Source organism: Flavobacterium sp. Arc2 (genome assembly GCF_041431385.1).
Classification (GTDB): domain Bacteria; phylum Bacteroidota; class Bacteroidia; order Flavobacteriales; family Flavobacteriaceae; genus Flavobacterium.
The window spans coordinates 40,232-57,942 of record NZ_JASMRH010000022.1 but is presented as its reverse complement, the minus strand read 5'-3'; the positions used below and the strand labels follow the sequence as shown (position 1 = coordinate 57,942).

General features: G+C 32.6%; 22 protein-coding genes. All 22 read left to right on the top strand.

What is annotated here, in order from left to right; all coding sequences use genetic code 11:
- Positions 1-192 precede the first annotated feature (192 nt).
- The 22 genes from QO182_RS14935 (at position 193) to QO182_RS14830 (ending at position 17,579) form a co-directional block, all read left to right on the top strand.
- On the top strand, positions 193-405 hold the full coding sequence (locus tag QO182_RS14935; protein WP_371538370.1) for a hypothetical protein: 213 nt from the start codon (positions 193-195) through the stop codon (positions 403-405).
- 117 nt (positions 406-522) lie between these two features.
- Entirely contained in the window at positions 523-996 is a 474-nt protein-coding gene (locus QO182_RS14930; protein ID WP_371538368.1) for a Dps family protein, read from the top strand.
- A 117-nt stretch (positions 997-1,113) separates the two neighbouring features.
- Entirely contained in the window at positions 1,114-1,557 is a 444-nt protein-coding gene (locus QO182_RS14925) for a hypothetical protein (RefSeq protein ID WP_371562461.1), read from the top strand.
- 282 nt (positions 1,558-1,839) lie between these two features.
- Positions 1,840-2,751 carry a YihY/virulence factor BrkB family protein gene (locus QO182_RS14920; RefSeq protein WP_371562458.1) on the top strand — a complete coding sequence of 304 codons (912 nt, stop codon included), beginning with the start codon at positions 1,840-1,842 and terminating at the stop codon, positions 2,749-2,751.
- 249 nt (positions 2,752-3,000) lie between these two features.
- Positions 3,001-3,384, top strand: coding sequence for a hypothetical protein (locus tag QO182_RS14915; protein ID WP_371538362.1), 384 nt, complete (start codon positions 3,001-3,003; stop codon positions 3,382-3,384).
- 220 nt (positions 3,385-3,604) lie between these two features.
- Positions 3,605-4,054, top strand: a complete 450-nt coding sequence (locus QO182_RS14910) for a DUF2383 domain-containing protein (protein WP_371538360.1) — start codon at positions 3,605-3,607, stop codon at positions 4,052-4,054.
- Between the two features lie 93 nt (positions 4,055-4,147).
- Positions 4,148-4,906 (top strand): MlaE family ABC transporter permease, encoded by a 759-nt coding sequence (locus tag QO182_RS14905; protein ID WP_371562455.1) that lies wholly within the window; start codon positions 4,148-4,150, stop codon positions 4,904-4,906.
- Position 4,907: 1 nt separating this feature from the next.
- Positions 4,908-5,687, top strand: a complete 780-nt coding sequence (locus QO182_RS14900) for an ABC transporter ATP-binding protein (protein ID WP_371562453.1) — start codon at positions 4,908-4,910, stop codon at positions 5,685-5,687.
- Positions 5,688-5,710: 23 nt separating this feature from the next.
- The gene (locus QO182_RS14895) at positions 5,711-6,448 is read left to right on the top strand and encodes an MlaD family protein (protein WP_371538354.1); all 738 of its coding nucleotides are present in this window, start codon (positions 5,711-5,713) and stop codon (positions 6,446-6,448) included.
- 258 nt (positions 6,449-6,706) lie between these two features.
- Positions 6,707-6,892 carry a hypothetical protein gene (locus QO182_RS14890; protein ID WP_371562450.1) on the top strand — a complete coding sequence of 62 codons (186 nt, stop codon included), beginning with the start codon at positions 6,707-6,709 and terminating at the stop codon, positions 6,890-6,892.
- Positions 6,893-7,099: 207 nt separating this feature from the next.
- Positions 7,100-7,732, top strand: coding sequence for a porin family protein (locus QO182_RS14885; protein ID WP_371538350.1), 633 nt, complete (start codon positions 7,100-7,102; stop codon positions 7,730-7,732).
- 71 nt (positions 7,733-7,803) lie between these two features.
- Positions 7,804-7,956: a lmo0937 family membrane protein gene (locus QO182_RS14880; protein WP_371538348.1), complete on the top strand. Its 153-nt coding sequence runs from the start codon at positions 7,804-7,806 to the stop codon at positions 7,954-7,956.
- A gap of 36 nt (positions 7,957-7,992) precedes the next feature.
- Positions 7,993-8,286, top strand: coding sequence for a YtxH domain-containing protein (locus QO182_RS14875; RefSeq protein WP_371562448.1), 294 nt, complete (start codon positions 7,993-7,995; stop codon positions 8,284-8,286).
- A 41-nt stretch (positions 8,287-8,327) separates the two neighbouring features.
- On the top strand, positions 8,328-8,675 hold the full coding sequence (locus tag QO182_RS14870) for a hypothetical protein (RefSeq protein ID WP_371562445.1): 348 nt from the start codon (positions 8,328-8,330) through the stop codon (positions 8,673-8,675).
- Between the two features lies 1 nt (position 8,676).
- On the top strand, positions 8,677-9,012 hold the full coding sequence (locus QO182_RS14865) for a hypothetical protein (protein WP_371562443.1): 336 nt from the start codon (positions 8,677-8,679) through the stop codon (positions 9,010-9,012).
- 180 nt (positions 9,013-9,192) lie between these two features.
- Positions 9,193-9,882 (top strand): diguanylate cyclase, encoded by a 690-nt coding sequence (locus tag QO182_RS14860; RefSeq protein WP_371562441.1) that lies wholly within the window; start codon positions 9,193-9,195, stop codon positions 9,880-9,882.
- A gap of 360 nt (positions 9,883-10,242) precedes the next feature.
- Positions 10,243-12,024 (top strand): Ig-like domain-containing protein, encoded by a 1,782-nt coding sequence (locus tag QO182_RS14855; protein WP_371562438.1) that lies wholly within the window; start codon positions 10,243-10,245, stop codon positions 12,022-12,024.
- Between the two features lie 71 nt (positions 12,025-12,095).
- Positions 12,096-14,126 carry an outer membrane beta-barrel protein gene (locus tag QO182_RS14850; protein WP_371562436.1) on the top strand — a complete coding sequence of 677 codons (2,031 nt, stop codon included), beginning with the start codon at positions 12,096-12,098 and terminating at the stop codon, positions 14,124-14,126.
- A gap of 194 nt (positions 14,127-14,320) precedes the next feature.
- Positions 14,321-15,409: an alkene reductase gene (locus tag QO182_RS14845; protein WP_371538334.1), complete on the top strand. Its 1,089-nt coding sequence runs from the start codon at positions 14,321-14,323 to the stop codon at positions 15,407-15,409.
- A 54-nt stretch (positions 15,410-15,463) separates the two neighbouring features.
- Positions 15,464-16,522: a class I fructose-bisphosphate aldolase gene (locus tag QO182_RS14840; RefSeq protein WP_371562433.1), complete on the top strand. Its 1,059-nt coding sequence runs from the start codon at positions 15,464-15,466 to the stop codon at positions 16,520-16,522.
- A gap of 134 nt (positions 16,523-16,656) precedes the next feature.
- Positions 16,657-17,130 carry a nuclear transport factor 2 family protein gene (locus tag QO182_RS14835; protein WP_371562430.1) on the top strand — a complete coding sequence of 158 codons (474 nt, stop codon included), beginning with the start codon at positions 16,657-16,659 and terminating at the stop codon, positions 17,128-17,130.
- 92 nt (positions 17,131-17,222) lie between these two features.
- Complete coding sequence (locus tag QO182_RS14830) at positions 17,223-17,579, top strand: DUF1572 family protein (protein ID WP_371562493.1); 357 nt, start codon at positions 17,223-17,225, stop codon at positions 17,577-17,579.
- The last annotated feature ends 132 nt before the right edge of the window (positions 17,580-17,711 follow it).

Genomic DNA, 17,711 nt, shown 5'->3' with positions numbered 1-17,711 from the left:
CATAACACTAGTTGGCAAAGCATTGTTTATTGTCAAAATGAATCAGTTGCGATTCCGTTATTCATAATCAGGTGCTGTGCAATTTAAAATTAAATACAATTTGATATTTGATTTTTTAATACATACAAATGTATCTGTTGGTATTTTAAAAAATGCCAATTATCAAATATTAACTTTAAAAACTTAAAATCCATGAATGCAAAAAATATAGGAATCTTATTAATAGTTATTGGAGCCATAATGGTATTTTATACTGGATTTAATTATGTTACCACAGAAAAAGTTGTAGATATAGGCCCGATAGAAATAAACAAACAAGAAAACCATCCAGTACAATGGTCGCCAATCGTTGGTGTAGTACTAATCATGGGAGGTGTTGTCCTTGTCGTAAAAGATAAAAAATAATTAATTTAAATTCTAAATCAGCTCACAAATTTTATTACTAGGTGATAGTAATTAAAATTTAAAAATGGCTACTGATTTAGTTCACTATTCATACTTAAAATATAAAAATTTAACATTATGAAACCACAAATTGGAATTACAGAAAAAAATTTAGCAAATAGCGTTACACTACTATCATCCGTTTTAGCAGATGCAATGACTTTGTATATTAAGACGAGAAAATTTCACTGGAACGTTTCTGGAGAAAGTTTCATGGAAATACATAAATTGTTTGAAGACCAATACAAACAATTAGAAGAAAGTGTAGATGAAATTGCAGAACGCATCAACAAACTTGGAGGAAAAACAATAGGGACAATGGAAGAGTTTTCTAAACTTACCAATCTAAAGGAATCCCCAAATAAGTACCCCGCTAAAAAAGAAATGTTGACTGAATTATTAAATGATCATGAAACAGTAATTGTTGCACTACGTAAAGGAATCGAAGTATCTGAAGATGAAAATGAAGATATTGGTACTGCTGATTTCCTAACGGGATTGTTACAAGAACACGAAACAATAGCCTGGATATTAAGAAGGTATTTAAGCTAGAAAACAAATCTTCACTCCTATTTATTCAAAACGAAAATCTTGTGAAATTCGTTTTAATTGGGAGTGAAGGTTCGTTCTTTTTTATAAAACTTTATATAACAGATAATCCTTTTTACAATGAAAAAAAATACTTTTAATCGATTTACAAAGAGTTTAATTTTGGGTGTGTTTGCAATCATGCTAACAGCAACCTTTAGTTCTTGCTCTAAAAATATTGCCTTCCAAACTTCAACTATTGTTCCTGCCGCACGCGGTGAAGTGAAAATAACAAAAGATAATAATAAGAACTACGTAATCAACATTAAACTGGAGAACCTTGCAGAGGTAAAGAGACTAGAGTCATCTAAACAAGCCTATGTAGTATGGATGGAAACAGATGATTCAATGGTTAAAAATATTGGCCAGATAAAAAGTGATTCAAAATTTTTATCTTCAAAACTGAAAGCCAATTTTGAAACAGTTACTCCAATGAAACCCACAAAAATTTTCATAACTGCTGAGAAAGATCCAGCAGTGCAGTACCCTGATAAAGAAATAATTATTGGTACAAGAAATTTTTAGTACTTTAAAAAAGTACAAATTAGTAGACATAAGATTAAAATGGTTGTTGCTCTTCTAAAGAAGATTACAAAAGCAGCAGAATTTCAGTAACTTTTTTTTGGTTTGGTTTGGTTAAAGGGTTGCAGTAAAATGCAACCCTTTTTTTGGACTAAATTTTTTTGTTTTTGAATAAAAAAATACTGTGTACTAAAAATGTGAATATTACAATTTATTTAAAAAGTTATATAACAATTCAAGTCATTGAAAAACTGACCTTTATTCCTTATAATAATTTTTATAAAAATGCAAAAAACACAATTTAAAACTAAGGATACAACCAAACTAATATCGACGACTTTCACTTCGTGGAATGACAAAGATCCATTTAGACAAAGTGCTGTTATTGCATACTATGCCATTTTTAGCATACCAGGACTTTTAGTTTTAGTTATTTCGATTGCTGGTTATTTCTTTGGAAACGAAGTTGTAAATCGAAATATCTTAGAACAAATCTCTAGTACAATGGGATCACAAACATCGATCCAGATTAGTCAAATTCTTATTAAGTCTACTGAATCAAAATCTACAGTATGGGGATCGATAATAGGAGTTATTATTTTACTTGTTGGAGCAACAGGTGTATTTGTGGAGTTACAGAAATCGCTAAATTTAATTTGGAAAGTAGAAGTACTACCCTCGAAAGGAATTTTTACTATTCTAAAAGCTAGATTATTTTCATTTGGATTAATATTAGCAATCGCTTTTTTACTTCTGGTTTCATTGGTTGTCAGTACGGCACTATCCAGTATGGCAGATTGGATCAAAATATACTCGAATGATTCCACTGTTATCATTTTCAACGTATTAAACTTTTTATTTTCTTTTGCGGTAATATCGGTGCTTTTTGCACTAATGTTTAAAATTTTACCCGATGCCAAAATAAAATGGAAACATGTTTGGCTGGGTGCTATAGTGACCGGAATTCTATTTACCGTTGGTAAAACGATACTCGCCTTTTATTTCAGTACAGCAAATCCCGAATCAGTTTACGGAGTTGCAGGTTCAGTCATTTTAATTCTATTATGGGTTTCTTACTCATCGATGATTCTGTTTTTTGGTGCTGAATTTACTGCGGCCTATGCCAAATTTTACTCTGGCACCGTTCCTCCTACCGCAATTGCAAAAAAAGAATCAGTCAACAGCAAAAAAAATTAATTGCCTCTTTCTTATCTCCTTCTTTATATCATCTCCTTTTGATAGCAAATCATCATTCAATTAGCACTAATTAACTAATACTCTGCCAAATTTAACTTCGTCATAACTTTAATTTCCTGTAAGTTCAATATGTAAGCTTTCTCAATAGTTGCGTAACATGATTTTACATTAAAATACTGAATTTTAACGTATTACAAACAAAAGGTTTCTATAAAAATTTTTTAGATTTTCCTTAAACAATTAAATACCATGAAAAGAGTAAAAAAATTAGGAGTATGGATGGATCATTCTATTGCATATTTAATGGAGTTCACTAACAATCCCTTTGAAATTAAAACAATTGAATCTCAATTTATTGAAGGCAAAAACGAACTTATTCTATCACAAAAAACCGATTTATCAATAAATACGGATCAACATCTTTTATATGCCTATTATAACAAAATAGGAGAAGCAATTAAAAACTACAAACAAATTGTTCTTTTTGGGCCGGCGGATGCAAAAGTCGAATTATTTGATGTTTTAAGTGAAGACCATCGATTTATGAAAATGAAAGTGGAGATAAAAGAAACTGAAAAAATGAGCGTAAATCAACAGCATGCTTTTATCAATAAATATTTTGCAGAAAATTAATACAGCAAATGATAAACGGAGTTTGCTTTCAAATAAAAAATTAGAATTAGTACTGTAAAATAGATTTTAAAACGGTGCTGTTGTTTCCTTTCACTCACTATTGAAAAAGTGTGAAAAATATAAATTTATGCAAAAATTATACAACAGTAATTTTTGACAGACTAAATACATTTACACTATGAGAACTGCGATACTACTTTAATTTTAAAATTAGAATATTATGGATACAGAAAAATCGATTATAGTATTAAATTCATTTATTTCAATTAATAATGCCCGAATCCAAAGATATAAAGAGGCTGCAAAAGATACTGAAGAATCACATTTAAAAAAAGTATTTAGCAATTTTCAAGTAACAAGTGAAAAAATTAAAACTGAACTTAAAAAAGAAATTATAAAGTTAGGAGGAAATCCAGTAGAAAATCAAACCAATAAAAGATATTTCTACTCTATCTGGTTTAATCTTAAAAACATATTTGTTTATAAGGATCTCGATGACGTCATATATTCCAGTGAAAGAAATGAAACTATTGTAATACAGTCTTACTATGAAGCGATTTACAACAATTTTGAATCTCTTTCGACTAAGCAGCAAATAATGCTAAACGAACAATATTTATTAATAAATGTTGATTATGCTAAAATGAAGTCTTATAAAAGAGCTATTTAAATTATAACAAAAATTACTCTCAAGTTAAAACCTTCAATTATTAAACAAAACTACAGCAACTACTAATTATTAATCTATATAACAAATGAAGCTTTGACCGTTTATCTAAAAAATATATTTACTGATGTAGGTAATGTAACATTATTTGCAACGAAGTTTTTTAAAGAGGTTTTTTCTCCTCCGTACGAATTCAAAGAATTCATGAAACAATGTTATATTATAGGGTATAAATCAATTCCCTTAGTAGCTATAACAGGTTTTATAATGGGATTAGTACTAACTCTTCAATCACGCCCTACCCTAGCTAAATTTGGAGCTGAGTCTTGGTTGCCAGGTATGGTAGCACTTTCACTTATTAGAGAAATTGCCCCCGTTATTACAGCTTTAATATGTGCTGGAAAAATTTCATCAGGAATAGGTGCTGAGCTGGGCTCCATGAAAGTAACAGAACAAATAGACGCCATGGAAGTAGCAGCAATTAATCCGTTCAAATACCTAGTAGTTACTCGAATTTTAGCGACAATGCTTATGGTTCCTCTTCTGGTAATATTTGCTGACGGGATTGGTATGCTTGGTGGGTACATTGGTATAAATATGCATGGAGATGTTAGTTTTTTTCGTTATATATCAAAGGTTTTTGATTCATTAGCATTCGTGGATATAATTCCAGCTACAATTAAAACATTCTTCTTTGGTTTCTTCATTGGAATGATTGGATGTTATAAAGGATTCAATGCTGAAAATGGAACCGCAAGTGTAGGTCAAGCAGCAAATTCAGCTGTAGTAACAGCATCCCTAACTATTTTCATTATCGATATGTTAGCCGTTCAATTAACTGATTTACTTTTTTAAAATGGAGCAAGAATCAACAACTACACTTCCTCAAGTAACAATGGAAGAAAAAGGACCCGTCATAGAAATTAAAGGACTTTTTAAAACCTTTGGTGCAAACAATCATGTTCTAAAAGGAGTAGATCTATCCCTAAATAAAGGAGAGGATCTAGTAATACTAGGTAGGTCTGGCTCTGGTAAATCAATAACTATAAAATGTATTGTAGGTCTAGTTCAACCTGACCAAGGAGAAATCAAGGTCTTTGGTCAAAATGTATTGAACTTAGCCACTCATAAGCTTAATGAAGTTCGAATTAGAATTGGTTTCTTATTTCAAAACTCTGCTTTATACGACTCTATGACTGTTAAACAAAACCTTGCATTTACCTTAAAACGTCATGCCTCTAGTTTAACAACCAAAGAAATCGAAAAAGAGATTAACACGGTATTAGAAAGTGTAGGTTTGGCTGAAGCCATAAATAAAATGCCCTCAGAATTATCAGGCGGAATGCAAAAAAGAATTGCTCTTGCCCGCACCTTAATATTAAAACCTGAGATTATTCTTTATGATGAACCTACTACCGGTCTTGATACAATTACATCAAGGGAAATAAGTGAGTTAATTTTAGACATTAAGAAAAAGAATAAGACATCGTCAATTATTATTACACATGATATGGCCTGTGCAAAACTTACTGCTGACCGCATTATGATTCTGAAAGACGGAGTAATCCATGCAGAGGGCAGTTATCAAGAATTAGAAGAGAGTGAAGACAAATGGGTTCGATCCTTTTTTATATAATTATTTAATTTAAGAAGTTAGTTATGAGCAGCAAATCAGGGAGCACTTGGAAATTAGGAATGTTTGTTATAATAGGATTAGTGGCTTTTACGTCCACAATCTATTTTGTTGGAAAGCAAAAAAACATGTTTGGCTCTACATTTAATTTAAATTCAAATTTCAAAAACGTTAGCGGATTAGAAATAGGAAATAATGTCCTTTTTTCCGGAATAAATGTAGGTACAGTAAGTGAAATACAATTAGTAACGGATACTTCAGTAGTAGTTCGGTTATTAATAAAAAAAGAAGTACAAAAATTCATTAAAAGCGATGCTGTTGCCAGTATAGGGTCTGATGGGTTAATGGGAGATAAAGTCCTTACCATATCTCCAGGGACTAGTTCTAAGAGTATCGTAAAAGATAACGCGACCATAAAATCAATCCAAGCAATTGAAATGGATGAAATCATGAGAAGCGTTAAAGTGAGTATGGACAATGCCAGTATCATTACTAATGAGCTTGCTGAATTCACTTATAAAATGAACAATGGGAACGGTGCGTTATCAAAATTAATCACTGATGAAAAATTTGCAAATAGTATGACAAAAACCCTTACCAATCTCCAAACCGGGTCTAAGGGATTGAGTGACAATATGGAAGCGGCAAAACATAATTTTTTATTGAAAGGATATTTTAATAAAAAGAAAAAAGAAGAAGAAAAGAAACTTAAAGAGTTAGAAAAGGAAAAAGAATTGAAGGAAAAAGAACAAGAGAAAAAGTAAATCAATATAATTTAAAAAATTACTGAAGCGGGAGACTTGTCATAAAAGAAGAAGCTGAAAATTTTAATACACCTCAATCTTAAAAAAATTGAGGTGTTTTTTTATGCCATTTTTCTTCGGTTCTTTCGTATGAATTATCATAAATTATTTCTAAAATAAGTGAATCATATAAGTTCTTCTAAAAGTTATGTAACTTATTTTTAGTGATAACGTTCGACCTTTGTAAGGCACTGAATATCGAATATAAATTAGACTAAAATGCAAAAGAAAGATCTTAAAGAGACATGGAAAAAGCAAAAGGAACGTCTAAAACAAAAATTTGCCGCTTTGACTGACACAGACGTATTATTTCTCGAAGGCAAAAAAGAAGAGATGATGGTAAAACTTCAACTAAAACTTGGTAAAACAAGGCAGGAGTTAAACCAAATTATCAATGGCCTTTAAAGAGGTATTGAAGTAAATAAACGAATCGATTATTTACGTTCTTAAATAGCACTAATTAAAGCTATCTAGTTCTAATTCATTACATAATAAGTAGCTAACCGTAAATAATGTAACATTTATAAAAAGTTATATAAGAAATCCCCTCACGATGTAACCGATATTTGTAAAACAATATAGAAGCAAAAATTAAAATTAAAAACAGACAAAATGAAAAAAACAAAACAACTTACGTTAGCTGCTTTTTTGCTAACATGCTTTGCATTTAATGGAGCAAATGCACAAGATATAAAATCAAAAACTCCAGCATTTGGATTCAAAGGTGGTCTTAACTTTTCCAATCTTTACACTGATAACGTAGATGATAATAATATATTAACAGGTTTCAATGCAGGTTTGTATGCTAAATTCCCAATTACAAATTCTATTTCCATACAACCTGAAATCTCTTACACTACTAAAGGTGCGGAACTTACCTACGATAATGCTTTTGCAAAAGGAAAAGCAACTTTCAAAACAAACTATATTGAAGTTCCTGTACTATTAGTTTTCAATCTTACAGATGCTTTTAATGTACATGTGGGACCGTATGCAGCTTATATGGTAAGCGGTAAAACAACAAACGATTCAAACCTGTTTACCTCTGAAACTGAATTAGACACTAATGATTTTGAAAGGTTTGACGCTGGAATTTCAGGAGGTTTAGGCGTTGACTTAGAGACTGTAAACTTTGGAGTACGTTACAACTATGGTTTAACACATGTATTTAAAGAAGGAAGCTTTGCAGATCCAGATGCTAAAAACAGTGTGTTTAATGTATATGTTGGTCTTAGACTAAACTAAAAATAAAAAGAGGTTCTTACAGAGAATCACGGATATTAAAACAATAATTAATCAATAAAAAAATAGAAATCATGAGCAATCTTCTTTACACATTAGCAGTAATCTTAATCATTTTTTGGGCAATCGGATTCTTCGCATTTAGCGCAGGAGGAATCATTCATATCTTACTTGTTATTGCAGTAATTGCAGTATTATTAAGACTTATCCAAGGAAGAAGATTATAATATATAAACAATTATAAATAATAAAAAAATAAAATTATGAAAACAGATAAAGTAATATTAGGTGTTTTAGGTGGTCTTGCAGCAGGTGCAATAATGGGAATATTGTTTGCTCCAGAAAAAGGAAAGAAAACAAGAAAGAAAAGTAAAAACGTTGGTAACGACTACAAAGATGAATTAAAAGAAAAGTTTGATTCTGCATTAGAAACTATTTCAAAAAAATATGATGTTCTTAAAGAAGAAGGACAAGGTCTCTTTGATGAAGGAAGATCAAAATTTGAAAAAACTAAAAAAGACATTGAAAATTTAGATATTAAAAATGTAAATATCTAATAATAAAATTTTTAAACTTTAATTGGCTTAAAAACAAAATTATGAGTAGCAAAGCAACAACAATAGAAATTCTTTTCGAAAAAGTAGAAGACTATACACGCACAACTGTGGAATTGGCAAAACTAAAAGTTATTGACACTTCAGCAGATGTTGCATCTTCACTGATATCACGACTAACAATTGCTATTGTTTTTGCTATGTTTATTCTACTCTTAAACTTTGGCCTTTCGTTTTGGATTGGTGAACTTTTGGGCAGTTTTTATTTTGGATTCTTCATAATGGCCTCACTTTATTTAATACTGTCAATTGTATTATATTCTTATAAAGATCAATGGATTAAAATGCCAGTCAGTAATTTCATTATTACCAAAATGCTAAAAAATAAATAGCATGAAAAAATTCAACGCAACAGAAACTTTGAGCCAAAATATTCAACTATTAGAACAAAAAAAAGCTAAAGAATTGCAATCCCTCCAACAACAATACCTTGTCTTGCATGAAAGTGTAAAGCCTTTAAAATTAATGAAAAGTGCTTTAAAAATAATGACAACTTCACCAGAAATAAAACACAATATTCTTAACACAGCTATTGGTTTATCTACTGGTTATATATCAAAGAAGTTATTGCTAGGCTCAACTCATAATCCATTGAAAAGAGTGCTGGGTAACGTATTCCAATTTGTTGTAACAAATGTAGTTTCTAAACGCATTGATAATAGAAATTAAAAAAATATTTTTTTTCACTACAATTTTTACAATATATTTGTAATAAATTTATTTTCTTTTCATGATAAGTATAAAGCTATTAATTTATATTATTTAGAAGAAAATTACTTAAAGTATATAGCCCCCTATATTTCTTTTACTTCAAATTCAACTTTTCTCTAAAAACCTAAATATAGAGTGATGGGCCAAAAAATAAATAAAGAAGAATTAATTACTGCAAGCAAAACACCTGTCTTTCAAAATCAAGATAAGGAAAAAAGAGCGGCAGAGTTAATTATTGCCAATAAAAAACTTAATTTCCAAAACCAAGAAAGGGAAGATAGAGCTGCCGAATTATTTATCGCTAACATAGAACTTGCCTATCAAAACCAAGAAAAGGAAAAAAGAGCCGCTGAATTATCTATTGCGAACAAAGAACTGGCCTATCAAAATCTAGAAAAAGAGAAAAGAGCTGCGGAGTTAATTGTCGCCAATGTGGAACTTCTTTTTCAAAATCAGGAAAAGCAAAAAAGAGCAGAAGAATTAATTATTGCTAATGCCGAACTTCTTTTTCAAAACAAAGAAAAAGAAAAGAGAGCAGAAGAATTACTTAACGCTCTCACAGAACTAAAAAGGGCCGAAGAATATCAAAGAGAATATATAAAAGGATTAGAAAAAGTGATTTTTATGACCTCTCATAAAGTCAGGCAACCTATAGCCAATATTCTAGGACTATCTCAATTATTAGATTTATCAAAAGATTCAAAGCTAGACATTAAACAGTCTTTAGATTACATAAAAACATCTGCCTTATCCCTTGATATATTAACTAGGGAACTCAATATGTATATCATTGAACTTCAACAAAAAGCAAAGAAAATGCTACTTTAAAAAGTTTCAAGACTTTCCACTACACTACATTACTTATAAAAAAATACTATTCTTAAGTAATTTTTCTAATTAGGAGCAACCTATATTTCAGGTTTCAAACCATACTTTAAGATATTCCTTTCTTAAACACCAATTTACACCCCCTTTACAACACGGTTTTTATGCTTTTTTATTTTAGATAAATAACATAGTATTAACTATCGCTAAAATTCAAAACACTCATTTAAAGAAAGTTAATTTAAATATTAACATTTCATATGCGTGAATTATACAAATATCCCCCCTAATAATATAATACTTCTACAAGCTATAAAACCAACCTTTGCTTCATCAAAAAATAACCCCTTAATATTCAATAAAATGAAAACAAAAAATTTACTATTAACCTTTGCAATATTATTTATTGCTTTAATTTCTGGTTGTGCAAAAGACGATTTTGTAGAAATCGATGGACTTTGTCCGGAAGTGCTAGGTACTACTCCATTAAATGCAGCTACTAATGTTCCTTTGGATCAATTGATCACAGCAACTTTTAATGAAGAGATGAATCCTGAAACTATAAATCAGTCTTCTTTTACTTTAAACGGTACTTCACAGGTAGCTGGTGTAATTACATACTCAGGTAAAACAGCAACCTTTAAACCATCTGCTTTACTTTCTCCTAACACAACGTATACTGCTACAATAAAGAGAACAGTAAAAGACCTTACAGGTAACGCTATACAAACAGAAAAAATTTGGACGTTTAGTACTGGCTTAACCGTTACTCCAATGGTTGCGTCAACTGATCCAGCAAATAACGAGAATAACGTAGTTTTAAATAAATTTGTAAGTGTGACTTTCAATATGCCAATGAAAGCTAGTACTATTACTGGAACCACCTATACTTTAAAACAAGGAAATACTGCCATTGCAGGAATTGTAACATATAGCGGAACAACAGCTGTATTTACTCCTACAGTAGCATTGGCTGCAAATACAGTCTATACCGCAACTATTTCAGCAGCTGCAACAAATCTAGACAACACACGTTTACCAAGTGACTATGTGTGGAAATTTACCACTGGAGCTATAGTAGCCCCAACAGTAACTTCTACAGATCCTATCAGTAATGCGACAGGTGTTGCACTTAATAAAACCATTACCGCTAACTTTAGTATGGTAATGGATCCATTAACAATCAATGCGACTAATTTCACATTGAAACAAGGTACAACAGCTATCACGGGAGTTGTAACTTACTCAGGAACTACTGCTTCATTCAAACCAACAAACGCTTTAGTAGAAGGTAAAGTATATACAGCAACCATTACAACTGCTGCAAAAAATGCTGCTGGAGTTGCTTTAGCAAATAACTATGTATGGAACTTCACTACATTGTCGGCATTAGTTGTCCCTGCGCCTTCAGGTTTATTCTTCGGAGTTTTTGGAGGAAATGCAGGAATAACGAATCAAGGACTAAATACCAGAGTTAACGGAGCTATCGGTACAACTGCTGCATCATCTTTAGTAACTGGTTTCACCGATACTATGGCATCTCCATTCGAAGTATATACCATTACTCCTCTTCATAATGGGTTAGTTAATGGTGGTATTTTTACCGATGCTCCTGCACCAGGAAATGCGACAAAAGCAGCCAAAGCACTAGAAGGATTAAATGCAGCAAGAGATCTTTATAACAGTATTTCTCCAGCTAACAAACCAGGCGGTAGCGATCAAGGTTCAGGAGAACTTGGAGCGTTAACTTTAGCGCCAGGTGTTTATAAATCAGCAAGTGGTACATACAAAATTACAAATGGTGATTTAACATTAGATGCTCAAGGTAATGAAAATGCAACTTGGTATTTCCAATCAGCATCTTCATTAACAGTAGGTTCTCCAGCAGCATCTAGAAATGTTAAATTAATAAATGGTGCCAAAGCAAATAATGTTTACTGGTACGTAGGTAGCTCAGCAGTTATTAACTACGCCGGTGGTGGTGTAATGGTTGGAAATGTTATTGCTAATAATGGTGTGACATTGTCAGCACCTGCAAATAGCACTACTCTACCTGGTGCAGAAACAGTATTAAACGGAAGGGCTATTTCATTAGTATCCTCAGTAACTATGGTTAATACCATTATTAATGTTCCTGCTAATTAAGTAATACTCCAAGTTTTACATATCCCGTCTAAGGGCGGGATATATTAAAATAAAACCTAATAATAAAAAAAATGAAATCAAAAACTTTTTATACAGAGAAACCATCTAATGCATGGTGTCCTACTAATCTTACCATCAAAAGCGTCGGAATGATTGCTTTAGCTTGGTTAAGTTTACAAACAGCTGTCCAAGCGCAGGAAACTATTGCAGTTAAATACGCAAAACCTTCCTGGTACTTTGGTGTAGCGGGTGGAGCAAATTTTAATTTTTACCGTGGTTCAACGCAACAAATGAATGCCAGTTTCACTTCACCAAAAACATTTCATGATGGATTTGGTGCCGGACTTTTCATTGCTCCACTTTTAGAGTATCGTCCTGCTGATTCAAGATGGGGTGTTATGTTACAAGCCGGTTATGATAGTCGTAAAGCTGATTTTGACCAAGTGATTACTGCATGTGACTGTCCTGCTGATTTAACAACTGACTTAAGTTACATTACAGTGGAACCAAGTGTACGTTTTGCACCGTTTAAATCTAATTTCTATCTATATGGTGGTCCACGTTTGGCTTTCAACTTGGATAAATCATTTACATACCAATTAGGGATCAACCCATCATATCCAGATCAAGAAGCTACTCCTGCAGTAAAAGGTGATTTTGATAATATCCAAAAAACAATTATTTCAATGCAAATTGGAGCAGGTTATGATATTCCACTTTCAACGGATGCAAACAAAACTCAATTTGTATTGTCTCCTTTTGTTTCTTTCCAACCTTATTTTGGTCAAGATCCACGTTCAACAGAAACATGGAACAATACAACTGTTAGAGCAGGTGTTGCACTTAAATTTGGACAGGGAAAAAATATTCAGGAAGCTACTGATATCAAAGCAGATAAAGAAGTTTCGTTTTCTATAGATTCTCCTAGCAATGTTCCAGGAGACGCTAGACTTACTGAAATTTTTCCACTTAGAAACTATGTGTATTTTAACGCTGGATCGAATGAAATACCAAACCGTTATGTTTTATTGAATAAAGATCAGGTAAAAAATTTCAAAGAAGATCAAATAGAGGTTTTTGCACCAAAAAATTTATCAGATCGTTCAAAAAGACAGATGACTGTTTATTATAATGTTTTAAACATCCTTGGTGACCGTATGCAAAAAAATCCAAATGCAACTATTTCCTTAGTTGGTTCTTCAGCTGAAGGCCCAGCAGATGGGTTAGCTATGTCAGAGTCAATTAAAACATACTTAGTTGATGTATTTGCAATAAACCCTTCTAGAATAAGTACTAAAGGTCAAACTAAACCAAACATTCCGTCAGAACAACCAGGTGGAACACTTGAATTAGAACTTCTTCGTGAAGGAGACCGTAGAGTATCTATCGAAAGTACTTCTTCAGATTTATTAATGGAATTTCAAAGTGGGCCTGGTGCGCAATTGAAACCAGTAAAAATTGTTCCACTTCAAGAGGCTCCTGCTTCTAGTTATGTAACTTTCAACAATAAGGGAGCTGCCGAAGCTTTATCTACATGGTCATTAAAAATCACTGATGAACAAGGTAAATCACAGTCTTTTGGACCATATACTCAAGAGGAAGTTAGTATCCCCGGAAAAACAATTCTAGGAAATCGCCTTGAAGGAGATTTCAAAGTAAAAATGATAGGTCAGACTAAAAGTGGTACTGTTATAGAAAATGAAGCTCCTTTACATGTTGTACTTTGGACTCCCGCTAAAACAGAAGAAGGTCTTAGATATAGCATTATTTATGAATTCAATAAATCGAAAGCTATTGCCATCTATGAAAAATATTTAACGGATGTTATTGCACCAAAGATCCCTGTTGGAGCGACAGTAATTGTTCACGGTCATACTGATGTTATCGGTGACTCTGTTCACAATCAAGATTTATCTTTAGCTCGTGCAAATGATGTAAAAACTATCATTGAAAGTGCATTATCTAAAGCAGGTAGAAATGATGTTAAATTTGAATTAAATGGATTTGGCGAGAATGAAAGCAACTCTCCTTTTGAGAATACAACTCCAGAGGAACGTTCTTACAACAGAACCGTTATAATTGATATTGTAGCTGCAAAATAATACGTCAATTAAAGACAAACTTATTTTTTAATTTTAGAAAAGAGGATAGAAACTAAACAGTCTATCCTCTTTTTTTGTTTAAAATTTATGCCCAATGTATTTATGCGGCTATGATAATCAATTCTACAACTATTTTAAACCCCTAAGTCAAAAAATATAATTACCTTTATTACAACAACTTAACGGTAAAAAAAATGAAAAACAAACAATTATTCATTCCCGGAAAAATAGGCTCTATAGAATTAAAGAATCGGATTGTGATGGCACCTATGACTCGATGCAGAGCTATCAAAAATGTCCCAAATGATCTTATGGCTGATTATTATAAGCAACGCTCCAGCGCTGGTTTAATAATTACCGAAGGTACATCGCCCTCACTCAATGGACTTGGTTATGCCCGGATTCCAGGAATATTTAATGAGCTACAAGTGACTAGTTGGAAAAAAACAACAAAAGCAGTACACAAAAGCGGGGGAAAGATTGTTGTTCAATTAATGCACTCCGGAAGAATCAGCCATCCTTTGAATATGCCTCTTGGAAGTGAGATACTTGCCCCTTCTGCTGTTAAAGCTGATGGGCAGATGTGGACCGACTTAAAGAGTTTACAAGATTTTGTTGTGCCAAAAGAAATGAGTTTACAAGATATTATACATGCCAAAACAGAATTTGTTGCCGCCGCAGAAAACGCCTTGTTTGCGGGATTCGATGGTGTTGAATTGCATGGTGCAAACGGCTATTTACTAGAAGAATTCCTTTCACCCATTAGCAATATCAGAACTGATACTTATGGTGGCAGTATCGAAAATCGATGTCGGTTTATCATCGAAGTGGTAACTGCCGTGGCTGAATCTATTGGCAAAGACAAAACTGGAATTCGTTTGTCTCCTTATGGCGTCGCAAGTGATATGCCACATTATCCAGAAATAGATGATACCTATGATTACCTTTCAAAAGAACTTAATAAAATTGGTATTGCTTATATCCACCTTGTTGATCATTCGGCCATGGGAGCGCCCCCTGTCCCAATCGAAATAAAAAAAACAATTCGGAAAAACTTTAGAAACGCACTAATCCTTTGCGGTGGTTTTGACCAAGAAAGCGCCGAACTAGCCATTGCAAGTGGATTGGCTGACTTCGTAGCATTTGGAAGACCGTTTATAAATAATCCAGATCTTGTGGAGCGGTTTAAAAATGGCTGGCCCCTTTCACAAAATCTCAATACCGATTTATTTTACACTCCTTATGAAAAAGGATATACTGATTATCCTTCTTTTAAACCATAATTCAATTTAACTATTTGATTAACTAAAAGTTGTATTACTCAAACGAAATATAAAATGGAAAATATAGACCTATTGCTGGAATTATTAGGAGACAAAAAGGATTTTTACTTAAACCATGTTTGCAAAACAGTTGCTAAAGAGCAAATTCATTTACCCCATCCGGATTTTACAGACTCTTTTTTACAAAGCAATCGAAATGGACAAACCATAAGAAGTTTAACACAGATTTACGACCATGGCAGGCTTTCCGGCACGGGCTATCTCTCGATTTTACCTGTAGACCAAGGGATTGAACATACTGCTGGAAGTTCATTTGCTCCAAACCCAATGTACTTTGATCCTGAAAACATTGTGAAGTTAGCCATTGAAGCGGGCTGTAACGCTATAGCTTCTACGATGGGCGGCTTAGCTCTGCTTTCTAGAAAATATGCACATAAGATTCCGTTTATCGTAAAACTAAATCACAACGAGTTATTGACTTACCCAAAAAAAAACGACCAAATAATGTTTGGGAGTGTAAAAGATGCTTGGAATATGGGTGCCATAGCTGTAGGCGCGACTGTCTATTTTGGATCAGCCGAATCTGATCGACAAATAATCGAAGTTTCAAAAGCCTTTGAAGAGGCGCACAATTTGGGTATGGCAACTATTCTATGGTGCTATTCCAGAAATAATGCATTTATAAAAGACAAGGTAGACTATAATTCAGCGGCAGATATAACCGCTCAAGCAAATTACTTAGGAGTATCATTGCAAGCGGATATTATTAAACAAAAATTACCAACAAATAACGGTGGGTTTACAGCGATTGACTTTGCAAAAACGGACCCCGAAATGTACACTAAATTAGCTAGTGACCATCCAATTGACTTGTGCAGATATCAGGTTCTGAATTGCTATGCTGGACGAATTGGTATGCTAAATTCTGGAGGTGAATCAAAAGGTTCAGGCGATTTAAAACAAGCGATACAATCTGCGATCGTGAATAAACGGGCTGGTGGCTCGGGCATAATTATGGGACGAAAAGCTTTTCAACGCCCTTTTAACGACGGAGTGAAAATTATAAATGCAGTACAGGACATCTATCTTTCAAAAACTATTTCTATAGCTTAGCTCCTTATTACTAATAAATTAAAGTTATAAAACATTTTATTTCACTAATAAAAACAGTCTATTTCCTATATGTTTTGAAAACAAATAGCTTCGAACTGAAAAATTTAGTATTTTTAACTACTTTTTATACAAATATGACTCAAAACGAAAAAACCATTACTAAATTTTACAATGCTTTTGCTAATGGTGATGCTACAAAAATGTGTGAATGCTACCATCCTAATATTCAATTCAGAGACCCAATCTTCGGCGCTTTGAAAGGAAATGATGTATGCAAAATGTGGGAAATGCTAATGGCAAAAAGTAATGGAAATGTGAACATTAAGTTTTCAGAAGTAAAAGCAGATGACTACCATGGGTCTGCACTTTGGGAAGCTACCTATAATTTTAGCAAAAACAATAGAGAGGTTGTGAATAAAATTAGAGCAGAGTTCTTTTTTCAAGACGATCTGATTATGAGACATACTGATGATTTTGATATCTGGAAATGGTCAAAGCAGGCATTAGGATTATCAGGACATTTATTGGGCTGGACTGGTTACATGCAAAAGAAAATACATCAAAACGCACTACAATCACTCAAAAAGTATCAAAAGTCAACTTTATGATAGTTCAAGCTTTAAAAACAATTTTTAACAGAGATTTAAATCGGCTAAAAAAAGAAATAGAGCTATATCAAAATGAAAATCAGATTTAGACGATTCAAAAAGGAATAACTAATTCTGCCGGGAACCTTTGCTTACATCTAATAGGAAATCTTAACACCTACATCGGTACCATTCTTGGGAACACTGATTATTTTAGAAATAGAGAACTTGAATTTTCATTGAAGGACATTCCAAAAACGCAACTCATTTGTAAAATTGAACAGACTATGATCGTAGTGGATTGTGCATTAGATAAGCTATCTGAAAAGGAATTACGAATGGATTTTCCTGTTTTGGTTTTTGAAACAAAAACGTCAACCGAATTCATGTTGATTCATCTCACTACTCACCTCGCCTATCATCTTGGACAAATAAATTACCACAGAAGATTATTAGAACTAGAAGAATAACCCGCAATTTCTTACTTAATAGCGTATTTTTCTTTCTTTGCACTTAGCTTAAAACTTTACAAATTAAAAAAAAAAACAGATAATTACTTGTAAATCAATAACTTTAAAATAAAACAATCGCATACACGATAT

Coding starts and splice junctions, on each gene's coding strand:
- QO182_RS14935 (WP_371538370.1), top strand. CDS start 193: ATGAATGCAAAAAATATAGGAATCTTATTAATAGTTATTGGAGCCATA.
- QO182_RS14930 (WP_371538368.1), top strand. CDS start 523: ATGAAACCACAAATTGGAATTACAGAAAAAAATTTAGCAAATAGCGTT.
- QO182_RS14925 (WP_371562461.1), top strand. CDS start 1,114: ATGAAAAAAAATACTTTTAATCGATTTACAAAGAGTTTAATTTTGGGT.
- QO182_RS14920 (WP_371562458.1), top strand. CDS start 1,840: ATGCAAAAAACACAATTTAAAACTAAGGATACAACCAAACTAATATCG.
- QO182_RS14915 (WP_371538362.1), top strand. CDS start 3,001: ATGAAAAGAGTAAAAAAATTAGGAGTATGGATGGATCATTCTATTGCA.
- QO182_RS14910 (WP_371538360.1), top strand. CDS start 3,605: ATGGATACAGAAAAATCGATTATAGTATTAAATTCATTTATTTCAATT.
- QO182_RS14900 (WP_371562453.1), top strand. CDS start 4,908: ATGGAGCAAGAATCAACAACTACACTTCCTCAAGTAACAATGGAAGAA.
- QO182_RS14895 (WP_371538354.1), top strand. CDS start 5,711: ATGAGCAGCAAATCAGGGAGCACTTGGAAATTAGGAATGTTTGTTATA.
- QO182_RS14890 (WP_371562450.1), top strand. CDS start 6,707: ATGCAAAAGAAAGATCTTAAAGAGACATGGAAAAAGCAAAAGGAACGT.
- QO182_RS14885 (WP_371538350.1), top strand. CDS start 7,100: ATGAAAAAAACAAAACAACTTACGTTAGCTGCTTTTTTGCTAACATGC.
- QO182_RS14880 (WP_371538348.1), top strand. CDS start 7,804: ATGAGCAATCTTCTTTACACATTAGCAGTAATCTTAATCATTTTTTGG.
- QO182_RS14875 (WP_371562448.1), top strand. CDS start 7,993: ATGAAAACAGATAAAGTAATATTAGGTGTTTTAGGTGGTCTTGCAGCA.
- QO182_RS14870 (WP_371562445.1), top strand. CDS start 8,328: ATGAGTAGCAAAGCAACAACAATAGAAATTCTTTTCGAAAAAGTAGAA.
- QO182_RS14865 (WP_371562443.1), top strand. CDS start 8,677: ATGAAAAAATTCAACGCAACAGAAACTTTGAGCCAAAATATTCAACTA.
- QO182_RS14860 (WP_371562441.1), top strand. CDS start 9,193: ATGGGCCAAAAAATAAATAAAGAAGAATTAATTACTGCAAGCAAAACA.
- QO182_RS14855 (WP_371562438.1), top strand. CDS start 10,243: ATGAAAACAAAAAATTTACTATTAACCTTTGCAATATTATTTATTGCT.
- QO182_RS14850 (WP_371562436.1), top strand. CDS start 12,096: ATGAAATCAAAAACTTTTTATACAGAGAAACCATCTAATGCATGGTGT.
- QO182_RS14845 (WP_371538334.1), top strand. CDS start 14,321: ATGAAAAACAAACAATTATTCATTCCCGGAAAAATAGGCTCTATAGAA.
- QO182_RS14840 (WP_371562433.1), top strand. CDS start 15,464: ATGGAAAATATAGACCTATTGCTGGAATTATTAGGAGACAAAAAGGAT.
- QO182_RS14835 (WP_371562430.1), top strand. CDS start 16,657: ATGACTCAAAACGAAAAAACCATTACTAAATTTTACAATGCTTTTGCT.